Annotated in this window: 13 protein-coding genes and 1 pseudogene; 2 read left to right on the forward strand and 12 right to left on the reverse strand. The window is 57.3% G+C overall.

From position 1 onward, the window contains the following. Nucleotides 1–10 precede the first annotated feature (10 nt). From XH98_RS30505 to XH98_RS30550, 11 genes and pseudogenes are all read right to left on the reverse strand, one after another. A pseudogene (locus XH98_RS30505) lies at nt 11–187 on the reverse strand (IS66 family transposase); the annotation flags it as partial. Nucleotides 188–510: 323 nt separating this feature from the next. Next, entirely contained in the window at nt 511–1,731 is a 1,221-nt protein-coding gene (locus tag XH98_RS30510) for an IS256 family transposase (protein ID WP_271620817.1), read from the reverse strand. A 179-nt stretch (nt 1,732–1,910) separates the two neighbouring features. Continuing rightward, complete coding sequence (locus XH98_RS30515; RefSeq protein WP_271620818.1) at nt 1,911–3,449, reverse strand: hypothetical protein; 1,539 nt, start codon at nt 3,447–3,449, stop codon at nt 1,911–1,913. A gap of 30 nt (nt 3,450–3,479) precedes the next feature. After that, on the reverse strand, nt 3,480–4,493 hold the full coding sequence (locus tag XH98_RS30520; RefSeq protein WP_271620819.1) for a succinylglutamate desuccinylase/aspartoacylase family protein: 1,014 nt from the start codon (nt 4,491–4,493) through the stop codon (nt 3,480–3,482). 17 nt (nt 4,494–4,510) lie between these two features. Beyond that, on the reverse strand, nt 4,511–5,350 hold the full coding sequence (locus XH98_RS30525; protein ID WP_271600113.1) for a class I SAM-dependent methyltransferase: 840 nt from the start codon (nt 5,348–5,350) through the stop codon (nt 4,511–4,513). 121 nt (nt 5,351–5,471) lie between these two features. Further along, a complete protein-coding gene (locus XH98_RS41265) occupies nt 5,472–5,990 on the reverse strand; it encodes a GNAT family N-acetyltransferase (protein ID WP_442868653.1) in 519 nt (172 codons plus the stop codon). Continuing rightward, the gene (locus XH98_RS30530; protein ID WP_271600112.1) at nt 5,987–7,138 is read right to left on the reverse strand and encodes an aminotransferase-like domain-containing protein; all 1,152 of its coding nucleotides are present in this window, start codon (nt 7,136–7,138) and stop codon (nt 5,987–5,989) included. Before XH98_RS30530 ends, XH98_RS41265 begins: the two co-directional genes overlap by 4 nt. A gap of 50 nt (nt 7,139–7,188) precedes the next feature. Further along, a complete protein-coding gene (locus XH98_RS30535) occupies nt 7,189–7,815 on the reverse strand; it encodes a CDP-alcohol phosphatidyltransferase family protein (protein WP_271600111.1) in 627 nt (208 codons plus the stop codon). A gap of 350 nt (nt 7,816–8,165) precedes the next feature. Next, complete coding sequence (locus XH98_RS30540) at nt 8,166–9,374, reverse strand: pyridoxal phosphate-dependent aminotransferase (protein ID WP_271620820.1); 1,209 nt, start codon at nt 9,372–9,374, stop codon at nt 8,166–8,168. A 1,632-nt stretch (nt 9,375–11,006) separates the two neighbouring features. Beyond that, nucleotides 11,007–11,906: a pantoate--beta-alanine ligase gene (locus tag XH98_RS30545; protein WP_271620821.1), complete on the reverse strand. Its 900-nt coding sequence runs from the start codon at nt 11,904–11,906 to the stop codon at nt 11,007–11,009. Between the two features lie 190 nt (nt 11,907–12,096). Next, nucleotides 12,097–13,578 (reverse strand): pentapeptide repeat-containing protein, encoded by a 1,482-nt coding sequence (locus tag XH98_RS30550; protein ID WP_271600108.1) that lies wholly within the window; start codon nt 13,576–13,578, stop codon nt 12,097–12,099. 1,223 nt (nt 13,579–14,801) lie between these two features. Here XH98_RS30550 and XH98_RS30555 point away from each other — a divergent pair. Then, nucleotides 14,802–15,854, forward strand: coding sequence for a hypothetical protein (locus tag XH98_RS30555; RefSeq protein WP_271620822.1), 1,053 nt, complete (start codon nt 14,802–14,804; stop codon nt 15,852–15,854). 448 nt (nt 15,855–16,302) lie between these two features. Here XH98_RS30555 and XH98_RS30560 read toward each other — a convergent pair whose 3' ends face one another. Then, entirely contained in the window at nt 16,303–16,743 is a 441-nt protein-coding gene (locus tag XH98_RS30560; RefSeq protein ID WP_271600106.1) for a VirK family protein, read from the reverse strand. Nucleotides 16,744–17,440: 697 nt separating this feature from the next. On the opposite strand from XH98_RS30560, the gene XH98_RS30565 reads away from it, so the two are divergent. After that, nucleotides 17,441–18,421 (forward strand): hypothetical protein, encoded by a 981-nt coding sequence (locus XH98_RS30565; RefSeq protein WP_271620823.1) that lies wholly within the window; start codon nt 17,441–17,443, stop codon nt 18,419–18,421. The last annotated feature ends 1,360 nt before the right edge of the window (nt 18,422–19,781 follow it).

Below are 19,781 nucleotides of genomic sequence, written 5' to 3' on the forward strand. Positions count from 1 at the left end.
GGACAGAAGGCAAGCAGATCCTGCCATCGTCGAGGAAGTGGGCGAAGTCATCCCAGCGCCCCGAGCATGTAGTTGATCGGCTTCAGGACCTCGGAGGAAGGCGAGAGGGTTCTGCGCTCGGTTAACAACCAAGTGTGCACGTCATCGAGAAGCGGTTGCCCTTTTCCTGGCGCACTGCGATCCGCACGTCGGCGCAGCGGCCGTTGAGGATCGCTAGTTCGTGGGAAGCCGCCTTACGCAGTGAAATAGAATCAAAGTTGTGGGCCTGTCGAGCCTTGCGGTAAAGTCGTCGACATGGGGAATGTCAGGAATTTTGTGTAAGTGATTTCTGTGAAGGGTGAAGCTGGTATTTTGGCATCAAGAATGAGGCGTCGACGGCATGGTTGACAAGTTTGCTTGGCCGCACCGAGCGGTCAAGTCCCGAAGCCGCGCAGCGGTGCGCCGCAGGCGCAGGACTTGACGGCGAAGGGGCGGGCCGAGCCATAATCGCCACTGCCGTGATGCCGTTCGTCATCGCGTCGTCCCCGGAAAGCGTTCGCCGAACTGGATAGCGAACTGGCCCATCGCGGCGGTCCATTCGACCGGTCGCCGCCAGCGCAGGCCGGCGTTCCTGATCGCGAGATAGAGCAGCTTTAACGCCGCATCGTCATTGGGGAAGCTGCCGCGGGTCTTGATGATCTTGCGCAACGAGCGATGCAACGCCTCCACCGCGTTGGTGGTGTAGATCATCTTGCGAATGCCTGGCGCGAAGGCGAAGAACGGCACGACATAGTCCCAAGCCCGCCGCCAGGCCGCTCCGATCGCCGGGTAGCGCTTGCCCCACTCTGCCTCGAACTCCTCGAGGCGGACGATCGCGGCATCGGCGTTCTCGGCCCGGTAGATCGCCTTGATCGCGGGCAGGATCGCCTTGCGGTCCTTCCAGGACACGAAGGCCAGGCTGTTCCTGATCAGGTGCACGATACAGGTCTGCACGACGGTCTGCGGAAATGCCGACGTGATGGCCTCCGGAAAGCCCTTGAGCCCGTCGACCACGGCAATCAGAATGTCGTTGACGCCGCGCGCCTTGAGATCGTTGACGACCTTGAGCCAGAACTTGGCCCCTTCGGTCTGCTCGATCCACAGCCCGAGCACGTCCTTCTCGCCGTCTGCATTGAGCGCAAGCGCCACGTAGACGGCCTTGTTCTTCACCAGGCCCTCGTCGCGGATTTTGACGCGCAGTGCGTCGAAGAAAACCACGGGATAGACGGCTTCCAGCGGCCGGCTCTGCCATTCCCGCACCTCGTCGAGCACGGCGTCGGTGACCCGGCTGATGAGATCAGGCGAGACCTCGGCCCCGTAGAGCTCGGCCAGGTGGCCCTGGATCTCGCGCACCGTCATGCCGCGGGCATACAGGCTCAGTATCTTGTCGTCGAAGCCGTCGAACCGCGTCTGGCCCTTGGCGATGAGCTGCGGCTCGAAACTGCCGGTGCGGTCGCGCGGTACGGCAATCTCGATCTCCCCGTCCTCGGTCAGGATCGTCTTGCTGCTCGTGCCATTGCGGCTGTTGCCGGTCCCACGACCGGCCGGGTCGCCCTTCTCGTAGCCAAGATGTTCGCTCAGCTCGGCGCCGAGCGCGCGCTCGATCAAGGCCTTCTTCAGCTGCTTGAACAACCCGTTGTCTCCGGTCAGGTCCTCCGGCTTCTCATAGTTAGCAAGCAGTTGATCAAGTAGTTCAGGTGTTATCGTCGTCATGTGAGTCTCCTTGGTAGGGTAAACTCACAGAAACCTGCTCACACATCCTTTATGACACCCTCTCGACATGCGTCGGACACCCGCTTTCGACTAGCCCCGTGAATTCCATGTATTCAAGCACAGGATCTCTTTAGCCTAAGTCCTTACCTGCTGTCGCATTGGTTCGATTGCAACCTCGCTCACCGCCGCGCACTACGTTTTGCAAGCCATGCCGCTCTGCCAAACTGCTTACAAAGAGACGGACTTCGTAACTCCCGCGTCGCGGCTCCTAACCAAGCCACTCCTTCAATACAGCCTTCGTGGAGCAGACCCTCAAAGCAATAATAAATCTCCATTCGGTCGGCTTTGTGCTTTGCAACGATGCGAAGCTCATTGCCCATGGCGGATCCAGCTATAGTGCCGTCAAACACCTCCCCTCGGTAGAAGCCCGCAATGTTATCCCCCTGGTGCGTTAGCGTCATGACATGTTCTTCAACCCGACCAGCGAACTTCACAGTACTCTCCCAAAGTCCCGCGAACACCTCCCTGGGTTTCGGCGCAGCCGCCTCAGAATCGCTTTCGACTTCTGATTGCAACGTTCGAAGTAATATCTCGAGGGATCCAGCAACCAGGCGGGCCTGCTCGTCATCGAGGATGTTGAATGGATCAATTAGGATAATGTTCTCGCTCGAGTAGAAGTCTGGAAGTTGAATCCGGAAGTCATGAAGCATTCGGGCAACGATTTCGTCCGCGCGAATCCGCTGGTCAGCCCAACAAACCTTCAGCCGCGGCGTGAGCGCCGACCAGCTTGAGGGCTGGATTGAAACACGGACCAGATCGGGGGAAAGGTTTGACGCTATCGTCCCCAATAGCTGAAGCCATTTTTGTTCATCTTTCGCACGTAAAGACGGAGTAAGCCAAGCCTCCAACGCAACGACGGCGCCTACCATCTCTTCTTTACCGACCTTCATCGCACGACCAAACGAAAGGTGCGGCGGCCCATTCGCCCACGCCGCCCGCGCCAGTTGTTCAGATCCGATCAGCAAGGCGGTCGACTGTGGGCCGCGCAGATATTTACCGCCTGAGTAGATCGACAATGTTGCGCCCCGGGATAGCCATGGGTCAGGCTTGCCGGGAGACAGTCCAGCTCCATCCACCACAATCGGCAAATGACCAACGCGTTCCCGCATCGCCTCCAAGGACATCTCACTGTCAGCCGTCTCGGCCGCCCCAAGGAAGCAGAGCATGCAAGCCGATTCAGCTAACGTAGCGAGGACTTCGAGATCATCGAACGGAATAAGTTCAGCCCCGACAGTGCCTATGACAGAGTCATAGACAAAGCGATGTGTTCGCGGTATCAGGACGCGTTTCTTCAAACCGCACGATCTTGGCAACCGCGTCATTGCTATCGGTTCGTTGCCAGCGATGCATGCAGCGGTTGCCAGTGCTAGTGCCGCCACGCTGCCGGCCGTCACGACGCCCCACTCCGCTCCGGTGAGCCGCGCAATGTATTTGCCAACTCCTTCGGCGAGTTCATCCACGTCGACGAATGCTTCGCCCGCAGCTCTCATTGCCAACTCCACGATTGGCCTCGGATTGCTGCCACCAAAGCTCGACCTCGTCCCAGCGCAATTGACAATTGGCTGAACACCCAACGCGTCGTAAATCCAACCGCGGCGATGCTTCTCGTTAGACCGAAGCTGATCGCTCAAGGACAGAGGTTGAGGGTTGAACGTCATGACATTTCCTGTCCGGCAGTCCCGATCATGCTAGTCGGGCGTCCATGCCCTCCCGACATTAAACAGACAATCACCAAGGGCTGCTCGCGCCAGAAAACGCCGGCACAAAACGACGCCCCCCGTCCCGAATTTAACCGTAACCGACCTCCGCCAAGGTTCTTGAGTAAAGTGGATGCGTCCCGCCTCCTGACCATCATTGACGGTGTCTCCAAGGCTCACAAGCGGCTCGAACAGGCCGTTTGCAGGCGAGTAGACGAAGTCGTTTGATCGAACGCGATAGAGGAGTTGAATGGAACCAGGACCGGGTGCCTTCGGAGGAGCGGCCAGGGCACCGATATGATGCAAAACGCGCGCAAGACCATCCTCTGCAACGCGTAGCAAATTGCGTGAAACGGTTCCCCCACCGCCCAATTCGGCCGAAAGACAAGCAACGCTCCCCACGCGATCGCAAGCGCCGGTCAAGCTACGGTCTCCACCGGTCGATGCATCGGTTGCGAACCCAACAGGTAAGCCAAACACACGGAGGAGATCTACACTTTGGCGGAACTGTGAGGCGGAGTTCGGAGTGATCATTACGCTAGAAGGGAGGTATTCCAGCGAGCTCCCTCCCGAATGCAAATCACAAACGAGATCGCACCCGGGCAACAGGACCGTTTCAATGAAATGGGCCATCATCATGGTCGGGGTCCCATTCGGATCGCCTGGAAAGCTTCGATTCAAGTTTCCGTCGTCCAGGGGAGAGACTCTTTGACCAGCCTCAACCGCAGGCGCATTCGCCGCAGGTAGAATAATTAAATGGCCCTGAATGTGCTCAGCCTGTAGCGACTGGATCAGCTTTATGAGCACGATTTGACCTTCCCACTCATCGCCATGGCTACCTGCAATCAACAGCACTCGGGGCCCCGATCCATTCTTGACGCTTGCAACCGGCACTGGGATCCATCCGTATGCTGAGGCATTGGTTGAGAACGGCACGCGAAGATAACCGATCGTCTTGCCTTCTTTGTCAAAATCGACTTCCGACCAGATTCTTGACGGTTGCATGGCGTTCCCGAACTCACTTAGAGTGAATTACGACCGGTGCGCACTGCGGTTGTGAGCTCGGTCCTGTAGGTCACGTTGATGGCGCCAACAGCATCACAGTGGTCCGACAAGACTGACCGTAACTCTTTCATGATGATGTCCTTGCCGTGCGCTGTCAGCGCGATTTTGACTTGGATGGTCGACATGGCGAATGCCTCAAAAGTTTCCGTAGTAAACGTTCTTGGCCACTCCCAGCTGTGGACCATGACATTCGAAAATCGATCGTCTGAGGCAAGCTCGGCCTCAAAGTTGGCCGCCGAATGTGCGCCCCTAGCATCCGCGTAGGTGCCAGTCCGATAGCCGGGAACGAAATTCTCAAGGAATAGCTCGAAGGCCTGGAAGAAGCCTGTCTCATGACAGCGCTTGTTCTGCGCTATTGCGAGGAGACCGTTATCGACCAGGACACGATGCGCTTCTGGATAGAAACGCATCCGGTTGAAGAGCTGCGCGGCGCCAGCGGCTGTTATCACTCCAACCGTTAGATCGCTGAACGGAAGTTGCTCCGCCGGAGATTGGATGAACCGAATTCGCCGGACCGTGTTTGTTGATTCAATTGCCCGTCGGATCATCATCGTACTTGGCTCCAGCCCGCAGACTTCAAACGATCCGTCAAGAGCGTCGGCCAACATCCGCGTGAAGATGCCTGTCCCGCAGCCCACGTCGACGACCAGCCGCGAGGAATGGTGCAAAGACGACGCCCGCTTGGCGATCTCATGAACGGGGCCGATGGGATATCCTGGTCGTTCCTTGTCGTAATGCTCACCAATGGTCTGATAATGCTCCCATCCAACGGATTTTCCGGAACTCTGTATCGACATGAGACATCTCCGGGGATCCATGATTCCACACCGGCCGCTTTGAGCGCAGATCGTTACGGTCTTGAGCTACGTTCGAAAGCGACCAGAGGCGAGCAGACGGCAAAAGCTAGGGCGTTATGCCCTAAGAATGATGCGCCTGTCCTATAGCTCTCTTGAAGAGGTAATGTGATGGAATGCCCGGCACATGCCGCTCGGCGCCGATCTGCTCGAACCTATGGTGGCGGTAGAACGAGCTGGCCGTTGTTCGTCCAGTGCACCATACCAGAAGCGCCCCACGCCTACGGATTTCGCGTAGACCATGATTTAGTACGGCGCTGGCAAAGCCAAGGCGCCGGAAGTCTTGGGCAGTTGCCATCCCTTGAATTCTCCAGCTGCGTCCTGATGACTGACGATCTTGATTGGTCTCTATGTCTTGGAGAACAAAAGTGGCCACGGATGCTAGGGCCGATCCACAGTAGGCGCCTATGTGGAATACGGCTTTAGCGTTAGGATATGCCGGCACTGGCTTCGGAGGTGCCGGTGCCAATGCAACATCCCGAAGCTCACGGCCCGCTTCTTCGGAAATGAAGCGAACATGCAGATCGGTGTCACCGATCGGGAACTGGGCTATTGCGGCGGCGGACGCTGATTGGTCGCTCATGGCTTAACTCCCGATCCGCTGCGAGCAGCTATCAGAGATTCAATTGCCTTCAACCCACGAACGAGCTCGTGTTGATCCGGCGGTACGCCCAAGCCGATGCGAAATTTGCGATCCCCGCGGGTGCTGCCAACCGCGAATGAATCGCCTCGTCCCACAATCGCTCCAGCATCAAGGGATGCATTGACAAAGGCGTTGAGCTGCCATGCTCCCGGCACATCGATCCAGAGATGATAGTTGAACCCATTTTGAGATATCTGCACGTCGGGCAGAATCGAAGCAGCGAGGGCGCGGCGCCTCAAAGTTTCTGCTCGGACCGACCGCAGTACTTCCGACCCGACGCCATTTGCGAGCCAACGCGACGCGATCTCAGCCACCAGCGGTGCGACCATCCAGTTCGTGGTCCGCACTCCAGGCCAAAAAACATCCTTCGCGATATCGGAATTGGGAGCCATGACATACGCTACCCGAAGCTGCGCAGCTAGAGATTTGCTAAGCCCTAGAATGTACCAGCTGCGCTCGGGCGCGTAGAGAGCCAGTGGGGGAGGCGCCTCTTCCGGCAGCACGCCGTATATATCGTCTTCAAAGAGCCAAAGATCATGTCGGCGAGCGACTATCGCAATGTCCTTGCGTCTTGTCTCAGACATCGTTGCAGACGTCGGGTTATGCAGTGTAGGCATGCAGTAGAGCGCCCGAGCATTGTCGCCCAACTCGACACATGCTCTATCGAGACTCGTTGGATCAATCCCCTCACTATCTATTGTCACGCCGCGGAGCTCAATTCCGAACAAGGCCGACAGTGGTTTGATCGCCGGATAGGTCAGCTCTTCGGTTAGAAGGAATCCGCCGGTTCCAACGAACCGGGCCATCAACATCGCCAGGATGCTCTGTGAGCCGTTCGCGAGTACGATACGCTCCAGGTCCGGCTTTTGACCTAGGCGTTGACTAACCCACATTGCTCCCACCTCGCGATCGGTCGCGGTTCCCATGAAGCGCGGAAAGCGAATGGCGTCGGCGATGTTGATACCTCTAAGGTCTGCGAACGTCTCCGTTAACGCGCGTTGGACCACGGGGCTGGGAGGCGGAAAATTACGGCCAAAATCAATCGGCATCGCTTTGGGTGGCGACTGCGGCTGCATAATCTCGCTCACGTCATTCTTGTCGCTCGCCCTAGTCATAATTCTATTGGGCTCCACTGATGCTATTCTTGAGGGACGAATTTTGAGATCATCACCAAAGCAATGGATCCCGCGATTGCGAAGGCAGTGGCGATCGGTACTGCGGCCCCCCGAATAGCCGGAACTCGGATCGAGGTCGTCACATGAAGCAGTGCCAGGATGATAAAGGCGATGGCTACGACGGCCGGAAAGACGTCCTCGGGGAATTGCGGCCTTGTAAGCAGCAGGATCGCAAGGAGTGGCGTATCATACGAAACGGGGATGCCAGCAAACCGCGCATCGGCTGTAAGGCCCACATTTTCGAAATGACTGAGCCTTATGGCACCGGCTAAGGTGAGAAGTATACTCGCCAGGAGCGACAGGATAGTGCCTTGACTGATAAGTATGATGATTACAGCCGGGAACACCACGCCGTGAATGAGGTCAACAAAGCCATCGAAGCTTCGTCCAAATTTTGCAACACCTGGACGGCGAAGATGGATGGTTTTGCGAGCGACGTGCCCGTCCCAATGATCCAGAAACCAGGTCCAGAGCATCGCCGCAACGCCCAGCTCTATGTTGCCGTTCAGGGCTAGGAACAAGGCGATGACGGCAAACAGACAGGCAAGAGCGGTTATGGCATTTGCATAGTCACGCAGATATCCGATCATCGTCTTGCTCTCTGCTGCTAGCGATATGGACGTTGCGGCGGCAAATGCGCGGCCCATCGGGAGTCGGAAAGCTCGTCCACCAGACTCAGATCATCTTTCTTATCCGTCTCGAGGCGGAGAGTATCGCCGTAATCCGCCTCTAAAAGCCGCAGCGTCGGGTCCCGCCGAGGAGCGCAAGGCCTCCTCTCACCGTCGGCCGTACGATGCCGACTTTCGCCGCTCCAGCATCGGATTCCGTTCACCTCGACCAGGGGTCTTGGAGAGCGGAGGCACTGCCTCGAGTACGTTCCGGCGGCCACGAATAGGGCCCGTTTATCATTGGGCATTTCGAGTTCTCCTTCCGGAGACATTCAAGCCGCTGCTTGCGTAGTCTTCAGGCTGTTCAGGGTCTTGACAACGCGCTTCAGTCCTGACTCCAGCAGGTCTCGTGGAGCGCCGAAGGACAGACGCAGGCCGTTCACATCACCAAAGGTGCCGCCAGCAACGGAGCCCACATCGGTTTCATCCAGAAGCAATCGCGCAATATCTTCGCTTGATCGAATGGGACCATCGGCCGGCAGTGCCGAGATAAGCCTACTCAAATCGAGATAGAAGAAGAATGTACCATCGGCCGGCGGCGGGGTCACATCGTGCAGCCCAGACAGGATACGAAGACCGGTGAGGCGAGCCTCAGACAGACGCTCATGCATACCCCGTTCAAAGCTGCCGTCACCGGCTTGAAGGTGATGCAAGATCGCGTGCTGAGCGATCACGTTGGCGTTGGAGGTCGTGAGGCTCTGCAGTTTCTTGGCCGCGGAAACTATCTCCGGCGGCGCCGCGAAATAGCCTAAGCGCCATCCAGTAATTGCCAGTTCCTTGGAGAACGCGTTGACCAGAATCGTCCGCGAACGTACGCTGGGATGCGCCGTGATGATGGACTCATGGCGCACACCAGTGAATACGAAGCTGGAGTAGCATTCGTCAGAAATGATCCAGAGCTGTTTGCTGATTGCAAGATCGCCAACAGCTTGAAGGGTCGGCCGATCATACACCGCGCCGGTCGGATTGTTCGGCGAATTGATGATGATGGCCTTCGTACGCGGTGTGACAGTAGCCCAGATCGTGCTGATATCGGGAGTATATGTCGGAGGACGAGCATCAACGAAGACGGGCGTTGCGCCGGCAAGAAGAACTTGGGACGGGAATGTCGGCCAGCAGGGGCGAATGATAATGACTTCATCACCCGGATCGAGCACGGCCAAGGCAGCGTCGAGCAGACCTTGCTTTGCACCCGCAGTGATAGCGATGTTATCCGTCTTCCAGCCGATGCCTGTTTGCGCCGACAGCTTTTCGGCGATGGTCTCCCGAAGCGGTTTCAACCCAATGGAATCCGTATAGCGGCTCGTTCCAGCATTGATCGCCGCAATCGCGCCTTCACGCACGGATGATGGCGGCTCGATCATGACTTCGCCGGCGGCCAAATCGATGATGTGGCGGCCCGCCCCGGCGGCTTCTGCGGCCGCCTCACGGGCCGCGGCGGTGCCAGAACCTGAGAGGTAAGACATCCTTTGCGCCAGCATATGGTTTCCTCCTGAGATGATTATCGACTTTGGAAAGTGATCTAGATCGCACGCCGGCGCTACACAATCTGCTGCAGCAAATCGCCCCACCTTCTCGGCGGAGGATCGCCGCTCATGAAGTTTGAAATGCCATCGAGATGGGCGATCCGTTCGTTCGCTTCCATGAGGAAGGATCAGTGACGGTTGAAGCGGACCTGAGCATGCAAGCGTTGCAGGCCACGCAGTCATCGCAACGATCACGGCCGCCGGCAGAGCGGATTATCATCGAGCTTGCATGCCGAACTCCTTGCGATGGCATCTGCGGGGTGCTGCTTCCGGCAGATATTTGCCGCCTTCCTGTCGCTAATTCAATTACTAGCGCTGGTAGTTGACCGAGGCCTATGGATTGCAACATGATTGACATCTGACTTTCGGCTTACTGGGATGTCGCGACGTCTGACTTGCTCGCAATGCTGCAAATGCCGTCGGAGGCCGATCGACCGAGAGACCTACGTTGCTCAACGCCCCGTACTCGACTTGGGATGAGCGGAGGTCTTCTTCTTTCAAGTTTAGATCGAAATAGCGACCCAGCCGATGGCCCTTTGAACGACACTCCGTTCTCACCCGGCGTGAGCGGTGAGCACAGCAGTGAGGAAGATCACGCCTGAGCACTTTACTCGCCAGGCCGCTGTCTACATTCGTCAGTCGATGGCCGACCACACAAGAGTCGGCGCGGCGAGGACGGACCGCTTGGCCGACCGTGCGCGCCAGCTGGGCTGGAGCGAGATGGTAGTGATCGACGATGATCTCGGTCGCTCTGGTAGCGGCACCGCGCGTCTCGAGTTCGTGAAGCGGCCAGCCGCGATTTGCGAAGGGCCCAGCCGGCGCTGTGGTCTCGATTGAGGGCTCTCCGCTGGCCAGCAACGGTAGAGACTGGCATGCGCTCCTGCAGTTGTTGCGCGGTCGTAGGAATGCTGATCGTCAATGAGGTCGTTGCCGCGATCGCCACCGAACATCCCGCGAATCGTCGGGCCACGCATCCCGACGCCGGAAGTCCTTTGCATCCGCAGCCCGGGCGATGGCACCACTCACGTCAGCCGAATTTGTCGCCGGCGCGCGGCTAGGCGCGCCTTCTTAGCCGCCACGCTGGCCGCACTATCGCCGGAGCGCCTTCAACTCCGCTGCTTCAAGCGACGTGGCGCAAGGTCGGCGAACTCGTTGATATCTTCTCCAAAGAAGGATGAGTAACTACTCAAACAACGAGGCGCGGCGGCTGTGAATGTAATACCCTTGGCGCTGAACAGCCGACTTTACCTCGTGGCTGACTTTGAGGCCCCTCGTTCTGCTCTTGCGCCTCTATTGGAGAGTAGAGTGCAGGCATCGGAGAACTCTGCTCGCGACGAGGAAGTCGCGCTTGCGGAGATAGACAAAACATGTCATCTCCGCAGAAATATCGAGTAGAGCAAATGTGCTTGGTAACGGCCGCTTCAGCCTAGTGTCCTAGCGCGCCGGTGGTAGTCTTTAATGCATGCGGGTCAGACTTCACGTCCTGTGACGGGCAGGAAATATCAGGGCAGCCAACTGATCAGCTCAGCTTTCCTTTTGCATGTCGTTCCGACGCCACACCAACGCACCAGTTTCGTGAAGATCATGCTATTCATCATGGTTTGGCTGCGACTGCTCAGGCAGATCGATCCAGAGATCCGGAGCACCATTTAGGAGTGTCTCCTGATCTGGAACGTAGATACTATCGAAGACCCTGAGACCATTAGCCATTGCCGCTCCAACAATTATGAAAGGGAGCTTGACCTGCTCTAAATCTTCAAAGTTATCAGCGCCGACAATCCGAACAAACTCGAGTTTAAACCGTCGGAATTTGACCCGAGATGCGGCCGACGCGACCAGATCCTTGACGCTAGACGCTCCTCGGGCGATCTCTTCTCTTGAATAGTTGAGCGACGTGGAGAGACGCGACAGCTCATCAAGCTCCGAGCGGCTAAATCGCCTCAAGCGCGATGAAACCGGAACTCCGTTCTTGTATCTAACGGTCGGCACAAACCTTATCTCGCAATCGAGAAGGAGGTCTGCCACAGCGCGCTTCACGAGGATCGCTTGACCGATATCTTTCAGGCCGAAGTAGCTGCGAGTTGGCCGCGCATAGCAGATCCAGCGGATTGCCCCAGTAACGGCTTCCTTCAAATACGCCTCAGCCCCCCCTAGACGCAAATGACAGTCACCTTGCGATACAAACGTTCGATAGCCAGTCGGGAACATTTCGTTGTCGTTCGAGGAAATCACGGCAGTTGCTCCTGAACGTAGGGCAAGCCCAATATCATCGTCCAAATTGAAATCGTAGCTCCCACCTGGTCTAAGCTGGATCTTGTTCGGGTACACTGTGACAATCGCGACATCATTCTCCAATGCCGCTCTTCTGATCAGTTCTGCATGCCCAGGATGCAGGGCGCCGAGCGTATGCACCGTCCCAATAGTCTGACCTGTTCTTGCGACCTCCCGGATGAACGCCTTGCCTGCGGAAAGACCAGCCAGATGCATTTTCCTACTCCAGTTTTTTGAACGCCAACAAGAATGGAGCGCTCGGATCGCCCAAACGTGCGCCACCCGGCCTCTCGCGGGGCCGCGCGTGCCAACGAGCTCCAAAGAGCTTCAACGTCGACCACCGCACGAAACCTGTTCTAAGCCCACGGGCACTGTAGTCCCTTCTACTTTGCGGTTTTCGAAGCAGTCAGGTTGAGCCTTCTCGGCCACGTTTGATCAACGATGAGAATTCAGCCAGATAGGTTGATGGCTCGCGCGGCTCATCCCCCTCCAGAGCTGCGGGCAGTCCCCGACAACGGTCGACAAAAAACGGTGGCTCGAAAGTGGTTATCTTAGCGCCCGAAAAGTCGACCTTTACGAAGCTGGCCTGGAACGGCGATATCCCACTCAGGTTCGCATCGCGCAGGGACGATTGGTTCATACGAACGTATGCGGCCCGCGTTGCCTCCAGGTTGCTGTCGGTCATGTCCGCGGCGAGATATGCCTGAACGAGATTTGATCCCTCGAGATTCGCCCGATTTAATGCCATTGATTGCGGCGGATCACCGGTGATCATCGACCTGTAGAGATAAGCCTGCGATAAGTCCGCATGTTCGAGATCGCAGTCGCGCACAAAGGCGCAACGGCCACGAAAACCGGTGAATTTGGCGGCTCGCATTGTGCTCTCTCTTATCGAAATGCTTTCGCCTGATGCCCGAGAAAGGTCCGCTCCGTCCAGCTGACAGGAATGAATAGATGCACCGTTCAACACAGCACCGGCGAGGTTCGCGTCGGAAAGGCCTACGGACAGAAGCCGCGCCTCGGTCAAGTCTGCCTGCTCCAGCTCAGCCCTGGCAAGATTTGACAGGTGAAGATCAGCAAATGGGGCGCTCAGCGTTCTCGCCCGAATCCGCCCGCTCACCTTTGAAAGTCTCAGGTAAGGAAGATGAGCGCCTTCCAAGACAAGACCATCGATGGAGGTGGAACGCACGATCGACAAACAGTCCCCCTTTGACTGGAGAAACGAGCAATTCGCCAGATGCGCCTTCGTGATGGTGACTTGGTTTAGCTTGGCAAGGCGGAAGGAAGCGGAAGGAAGGAAGCATTCATTGATGGTTGAACCCTGTAATTCCGCGCCATCAAATACAGCATCACTCGCGTCGCACTGATAAACGAGGAGCCCGCTGAGCATTGCGTTGTCAAAGCGTGTTCTTTTCATGCTGCAACCGTGAAACAGGCTGCCGGTTGCATCAATTACATTGCGCAGACTGGCATCATCGAAGTTGCAGACTTGCGCTGCTATCGCATGCATATAGGCGAAATCGAGCTTGGCCCCGAGGAAACTCGCGCGCTCGAGCCCGGGACAGATAAGGTTCGCCTCAGAAAGATCTGCTCGATCCAACTTTGTTCCGTAGAGCTGCGCACGATTGAGGGTACAGCGCCGCAAAGGGAAATCTGACAGGTCGTGACCACTAAAGTTCTCGGAGGATAGCTGCAAACCAATCCCGGTCCTTCTGATCGCCTCCTCGGTTCGCCTCCCAACGGCAGCAACGGCCAGCAGCCGGTCGGCAGCTCGGCTCCAGTACCGAACGAACTCGCCATCTGATGAAAGCTTGTTTTTCGGATCTGAGCAGTGCTCTGCACCTTCGTTCACAGTGCACCCGCTATCAGCGCCGATCCCTTGCGACATGTCGAGAGTTCCGTACTGCCAGGATTACGAGGGGCCTGCTATTGACTTTCTTTGTGCTTGGCCTGGACGCAGCCTGTGCGCTTTTTGGCGAACTCGCCTGCGAATTGGTGACGCGACGGGTCAACGAGACTCCTATTATGTCGGTGTCTCCCGCGGTCGATGCTTGACCCCGTCGGCCGAATTCTTTGTCATGCGCTCCACAGCCACGCGATGCAATTGTCCATCAAACCCGCCAACCCTGATAACGCACGGTCGTTTGACAGCGCCCTTATGGCCGAAAGTGCGATTTAAACCGTCAGCTCTTGGGAACTCCACATCAGTCTCGATCCACCCGAATGTGCAGATTCTAGGTCTTGCTTTCTTTTCGGAATGGAGCCGCGGCTTGCGGGCGGAAAGATGATCCTGCATCTAGGGCTGCACTCGACCTGGTCTTACGTCATCGGCAGCAACAACCGTGCCAGCCGCATTAGTCGGAATTGTCGAGCCAAATAGGCGGCATAATATCGAAATTGACGCAGAATGTTCTGAATCTGACAAACACGGTCTCGCCGTCAGGACTCGCATTATGATCGCTAGGGCATCGCGAAGGCAAAAGCTCTAAGTTCGTTTGCAGGAGGGCAAAAGTCGCAGTCTTCGCCTGCACGCAATCTATGACGTACAATTCGGCACGTGCCGATCGCCCGCCTCATGGTTAGCGAAGCGCGCGCTCGGCTAGGCCTGGTCCGCGCGCCGGCTGGCCCATCTATGAGAGCCCGTGCTGCCTCGATCGAAGTCGCTGGCCCCTGGCTTTGCTTACGACTGACCCCCGTCACGCCACCCCGTGCCCGGTCAGAGCGCAATGGCCGCTGCCTGACCCAGCTGTTAGGATCGCAGCAGCATCTTGAATAGCATTTCAAAGACATTCATTGCCAACTGATGCAGCCGGCCCTGGCAGGCTACTCCCATGCAGCCAAGCTCACCGGTAGCTGAGCTTCCGCCGGGCTGCTTCTCCAGGACCTTTCATACGGTGCCGCCGTAAAACGGACAGCGAGGTGGCCCATCCACCAAACCCCGCTCAGCAATGAACAACAAGTTCGCCGGCACAGTCGCAGTGGCCACGCGTTTTCTTCAAGCAGTGAGTCTGGTCAGCTGTTCGACAGCTAAGCCTTCTAGCGTAGCAACAACTCTATCCGGACAGGAGGCCACCACGATGGCTCAAAATCTGGAAGCTAAAATGACCTGGATTGCCGGTCAGTCCCACCCGTACGCCTCACGATCCGTTCGAGAACAAGACCGACCTGGTTAGAGACGCTGCCCGCGTCTTGGTCATCATCCTGATCTGCTCAACTTTGTACGATGATATTGAAGGCCAAAAAAAGGAGAACGGAGTGGATCCATTTGACAGCGTCAACCCATCCGAGGCTGGGCTGCACTACCTCGAGCCGCAACAGGAGGAGGCAGCGCAAGCAGACTTTGAGCATCGGCTTGGAGAGTCTCAGCCAACCCTCGCGGCATCAGCTTCACCGGGGGCCGGATCGAACCGGACGGTAACGGATGGCAATAAGAGAGCGCAAGATATCCCGGAGAATGAACGGTGCACGCCTGCATCCTTTGTGAGAGCGCGCGCTCAGCTTGCCGCAACGCTGACCTGCGCGAACATTGCGGAACTACGAGAAGAAATCGAACTCGCGGCGCAAAGATCAGCACAATGGTCAACAGCGATTGGATCGTCAGCCTATCGCGTCGATAATAGCCGCGTTTATGACGACGTGGTGGCATCGTCATACGTGGAGCTGCAGCGCTTCCAAAACCACGCCAGCCACTGCAAGCCAAATGCGTTGGACCGTCAAAGCGCGATGGACCATTTGCGTTCCATGGCGGCATTGCGTTATGACGAGGCCCCCTGGAATATCTGGGGAGGGCAACGACTTGATCTGGGTCGCGCAGCGGCAGAGCACATGAGAGGTGATACCAGTTCTTCGCCTTTTGTCTCACTGTCCGAGCAGGCCTCACAACTGCTCCTTTCGCCGGACGATGACAACGAGTTTGGCGCCAAAGTCATAGCGGAAAACGCGAACGAGTTGCACACCTACGCTGTGCCGAAGGTCACAACTTGGACGGCCGAGGAGATTGTCAGTATTCTCGAGGACGGGACTGAGGATGATGACCCCAATCGGGCATGGGTGTGTGATACCCCCACTGAGGAGCGTGAGGTATTGTTTCTGGGCGGGAATCTGGATGACTATCGGATTGCTAGCGCGCCAAATCCATACAGAAAGTCAGGAGCAACAGGCTGATGGCTCAGGCTCGGAAAGCGTGATTTGCCCCTTTCCGATGCTCGGAGCAGTCGAAAGCAGCGTTCGCGCTAAAACACTCCGGTCCGGCTGGCCGCCGTGGAGGAGCTGAGAGTCATCAACGCGGGCCTGCGGCCGGATCAGATGATGCTCTCACAAGGACCGCAGGCAGCGTGCGGACGTAGCGGGATCGCCTGGAGCGTTCAACCGACAGGCCGTAGCTCCACCCCATACGACGATTGCCTGAGCCGCCGATCTTCCAACGCCTGAGATCAAATGGAGATCGGCCGCCTCATGAGACCTGAGCAGCAAGTTCAGGCAGCTTGATCCTTCCCCGACGAAAGGACGGCCAGAAACACTCTGACGGTGCTAACGATCACGCCCTGCGAAGGTGTCGACATCATTTAAAGGATCGAGCCTTCGAAGCGCCACCCACGCTCTGTGATCTTCGTTACCAGACGAACTTTGCGCCATCCGGTATTTCGCAGATGAATTCGACTTGGTTCACGAGTTCGGTGGTCCCGACGACAAGTTTCGAGGCTCGCACCGTCAGCTTGCCTTCGCGGCTAAGGCTATGGCGGATGTACTCGGTCACGGCATGTCCGGAGCTGTCGACCGTTTGATGAGCATTGGCGAAGCTGATGCCATTCTGGCCGGTCACCCTGAAGGCATTGATCACCAGACCGGCGTACGTCCCCGACGCAGGCTTGCCACCCTCCGCATTGGTACAGCGGCTCATGTCCAGTATGAGCTTCACGTTCTTCCCCGCCTGGAGGGCACTGAGCACCTCGGTGTATTTCGGCGAGGGCTCGTCGGCTCTCGCCGGCGCGCTCACGCTCGCCGCCGAAAGCAAGGACAACAGGATCGTTAGTTCTCGGCCATTAAGCTTCATATGATCTTCTCCCTCGATGAGTACCGCCGATTGCGGTTTCCAAGACGTCGTAATTGAGATGCGTTTGGCTGATTCCAGACAGCAAGCGCGCTCGCGCCTGTACAAGGCAGCCTGTCGCGACAAGGCGCAAGTAGTTGCGATGGCTAATCCGACATCACAACCTCGTAGGTCAGATTTGCGGGAGTGGCTCGACTTCCCGCGCGTCGACGAGAACGACTTGTTGCAGTCGTCCGCTTGGAAACAGCAACCGTTGCGCTGGTCCGGCCCAGGCTTCTCGAGCGAGAGACTACAACTCACACTTCTGCTTAAGCAGACGATCTACGAAAGAACCTTTTCCTCGCCTCAAGCACCAGCTTGTCCATTTTGCTGTGCAAGCTGTCTGCCTTAGATGACGCGTCCGCAATGAAGTTATTGGGCGTGTCTGACGCGCCAGTCCGAACAAACTCGGTCACCCGATCTCGGCCCAATCGAGCACCAATGTCGGAAGGCACAAGGCCGCACCGATTTGATTCGACGCTTTGCGCGGCTTCCGTCCAAATGACTGTTCGCCTCGCTGACTAACTCCATCGACTCCCTCAAAAAGTAGAAGCGAAATGGGCCCTTCCTGGTCTGTCAGCTTCTCGAAAGCTGCACCTGCAACAATCTACACCGGCATCCGGAACTTCGAAGGTAGAGAGAGAGAGAGAGAGAGAGAGAGATGAATGTTGATCCACGAAGCGTGGCAGACACTCCCTTTGAGATTCGCAACGCGTTACAGCAGCCCGTCCGCGTCGAGCGGCAACAGGATGAGCATGGCGGCCAGACCAGCGCACCGACACGCAATTCGGAGCATCAAGTAAGCTTCGAGCAGCAGCTAAATGACTTGCATCCAGGCGACTTAGATTCGGTCTATCCAACATCGACTTCAGTCCGCACAGTGGCACATTCCGCCGCTGGCACTTCCTCATCTGCGCCGAGCGAGGCGGCCTCGCAAACCAGTAGCTATCCAGCGTCATCCTTTGTCAGCGCCCGCGCTCAGCTTGCCGCAACACTGACTGGTGCCAATCTTGAAGTGCTACGGAACGAGATCGCCCTTGCCGGGCAGCAAGCGGCGCGCTGGTCACCGGCGAGCGCACCTGCCGTTGACCGAGATCGGGTATTCGACGACGTGGTGAGGTCGTCTTATGTCACGCTGCGGCGCTTTCAGCATCAGGACAGTGATTGCAAGCCGCATACGGAACACAACACGAGCGCCATATTGCATGTTCGCAACACGGCTCGGGATCATTCTTCCGTTGGAGATCATCCGGAGCGCTATCCTATTGACCGGGCACGCCAAGCTGGCTGGCATATGCGCGGCAGGACAACCACATCACCCTTCGTATCGTTGGTCGAAGATCCGGCGAAACTCACCGTCTCCCGCGATCATTGGGCGAGAGCGATCGCCAACAATGCGAACGAGCTGCACACCTACACCGTGCCGAAGCTCGCTGTCTGGACGCCCGACGACGTGATGAGCAGCATTGCGCTTAGAATGAATGCTGAGGATTACGACAATATCGATGCGGACGTCGATTTGATGTGCTCACTCGGCAGAACGCCGACCCAAGAAACCGAGCGCCTGTTCCTGGGCGGAAACTTGGAAAGCTACCGCACCGGCAGCGAAGTTAATCCCTACAAGCGCGAGAGCAATCAGTAATGGTCTCTAGATGGCCCCATTCGGCGGGTTCGTGGGCGTCCCAGCACCAAAACATCCTCAATGAAGTAGTGGAAACGGCGCACCAACGCCGACTTATGCACAACAGCTTAGGCATAGTGGGTGCCGCCGACCGCCCTATCAACTTGCCGATCGCGCGTTAGAGCAATTGAGGGCTCCGACGCAAGACGCGTCTTTAAGTCGAAAGAGCGCCGACCATCCTATCTCCCGTGGCCCCTCGCTGGAGCATGCTGCACCTTGGAGCCATTGCGCATTCGAACGACATGAATGTTGGCCAGTCGCGGCGGCTGACGGCTGTGGTGGAGGTAAGCCGCTGAACGCGCAGCGTCCCCCTTTTAATTTACTTGTGCTGAAATGGACCACGCGGTCAACCAATAGGCATTTCGGCGGCGATCGCATCAGCGAAGCCGCGCCGTTGCAAGACGGCCGATCCGTCGCCTGGATGCGTTCCATAAAAACAATAGATTTTGCGGAGCACGCCGAACAGCCTCATAGTCAATCGCAATAAATGGAGGCCGCATTCAAGATGACGTCTGGCAATCGATTCTCTCCGCGATCCCTTGCCGACCATCTTGGCTCGAGCGATGGGCAATCTGCATCTCGAACATTACCTCCGGTGTGTCACGTGTATGCTCGCCCCTTGCCATGATCTTCCCGCTAAATTGACACGTCTAAGGCGGATCGGATCGCCCTGATCCGGGCGTCGTGGCTTACCGACGCGTGCTGGGAACGCCACCTCTTCGGGCGCTTCGAAGCGCATCTGCTTTACGCTTGATTGGACGGACAAATGCTTACGACTTTGCGCGAAAGCGAGACGGACCGACGCGTGCGGCTCGACCGTATGGCCGCACTGTGTCGCCGCTGCCTCACAACGATTTCGATTTGAAGGCACCGCTACAAAGAGCCTTCAAATGCCTTGAATCTCACCTCGCGTCAGATTGTAGGATTTACGACAGTCTCGCGGCACGATCCGATCGCGTGAACTCTTCCTGACAGGTAGCAAAACTTGCGAACGTCTCAAAACTTCAATGCTCCGCCGATCCGGTTTGTCACACGACTCAACTGCTCCTGTTCAGAGCTTGCATCGTTCACCCACTCTGAGAGCGCAGGACAAAGCGCCCTCTTCGCATCCAGACCAGGATCCAGCGCGCCAGAACAACGCGGGCGACCGGCACGCCTATGCCGATGCGAGGCTGAATTCTTGTACCGGTCACCCGGCCTGATGAAATGGAGCCTGCGTCACCGCCTCAGACAACGCGCGACCGCAACGCCGCACCCAATTTTTGCTTCATTGGCGATACTCGCTCGGGTGGAGCGGAGAACGTGTCGGAAGAGACCCGCG

Origin of the sequence: Bradyrhizobium sp. CCBAU 51745 (genome assembly GCF_028128715.1) — a bacterium.
Taxonomy (GTDB): domain Bacteria; phylum Pseudomonadota; class Alphaproteobacteria; order Rhizobiales; family Xanthobacteraceae; genus Bradyrhizobium; species Bradyrhizobium manausense.

Coding starts and splice junctions, on each gene's coding strand:
- XH98_RS30565 (WP_271620823.1), top strand. CDS start 17,441: ATGAATGTTGATCCACGAAGCGTGGCAGACACTCCCTTTGAGATTCGC.
- XH98_RS30560 (WP_271600106.1), bottom strand. CDS start 16,743: ATGAAGCTTAATGGCCGAGAACTAACGATCCTGTTGTCCTTGCTTTCG.
- XH98_RS30540 (WP_271620820.1), bottom strand. CDS start 9,374: ATGCTGGCGCAAAGGATGTCTTACCTCTCAGGTTCTGGCACCGCCGCG.
- XH98_RS30510 (WP_271620817.1), bottom strand. CDS start 1,731: ATGACGACGATAACACCTGAACTACTTGATCAACTGCTTGCTAACTAT.
- XH98_RS30515 (WP_271620818.1), bottom strand. CDS start 3,449: ATGACGTTCAACCCTCAACCTCTGTCCTTGAGCGATCAGCTTCGGTCT.
- XH98_RS30535 (WP_271600111.1), bottom strand. CDS start 7,815: ATGATCGGATATCTGCGTGACTATGCAAATGCCATAACCGCTCTTGCC.
- XH98_RS30525 (WP_271600113.1), bottom strand. CDS start 5,350: ATGTCGATACAGAGTTCCGGAAAATCCGTTGGATGGGAGCATTATCAG.
- XH98_RS30550 (WP_271600108.1), bottom strand. CDS start 13,578: ATGTCGCAAGGGATCGGCGCTGATAGCGGGTGCACTGTGAACGAAGGT.
- XH98_RS30520 (WP_271620819.1), bottom strand. CDS start 4,493: ATGCAACCGTCAAGAATCTGGTCGGAAGTCGATTTTGACAAAGAAGGC.
- XH98_RS41265 (WP_442868653.1), bottom strand. CDS start 5,990: ATGAGCGACCAATCAGCGTCCGCCGCCGCAATAGCCCAGTTCCCGATC.
- XH98_RS30545 (WP_271620821.1), bottom strand. CDS start 11,906: ATGCATCTGGCTGGTCTTTCCGCAGGCAAGGCGTTCATCCGGGAGGTC.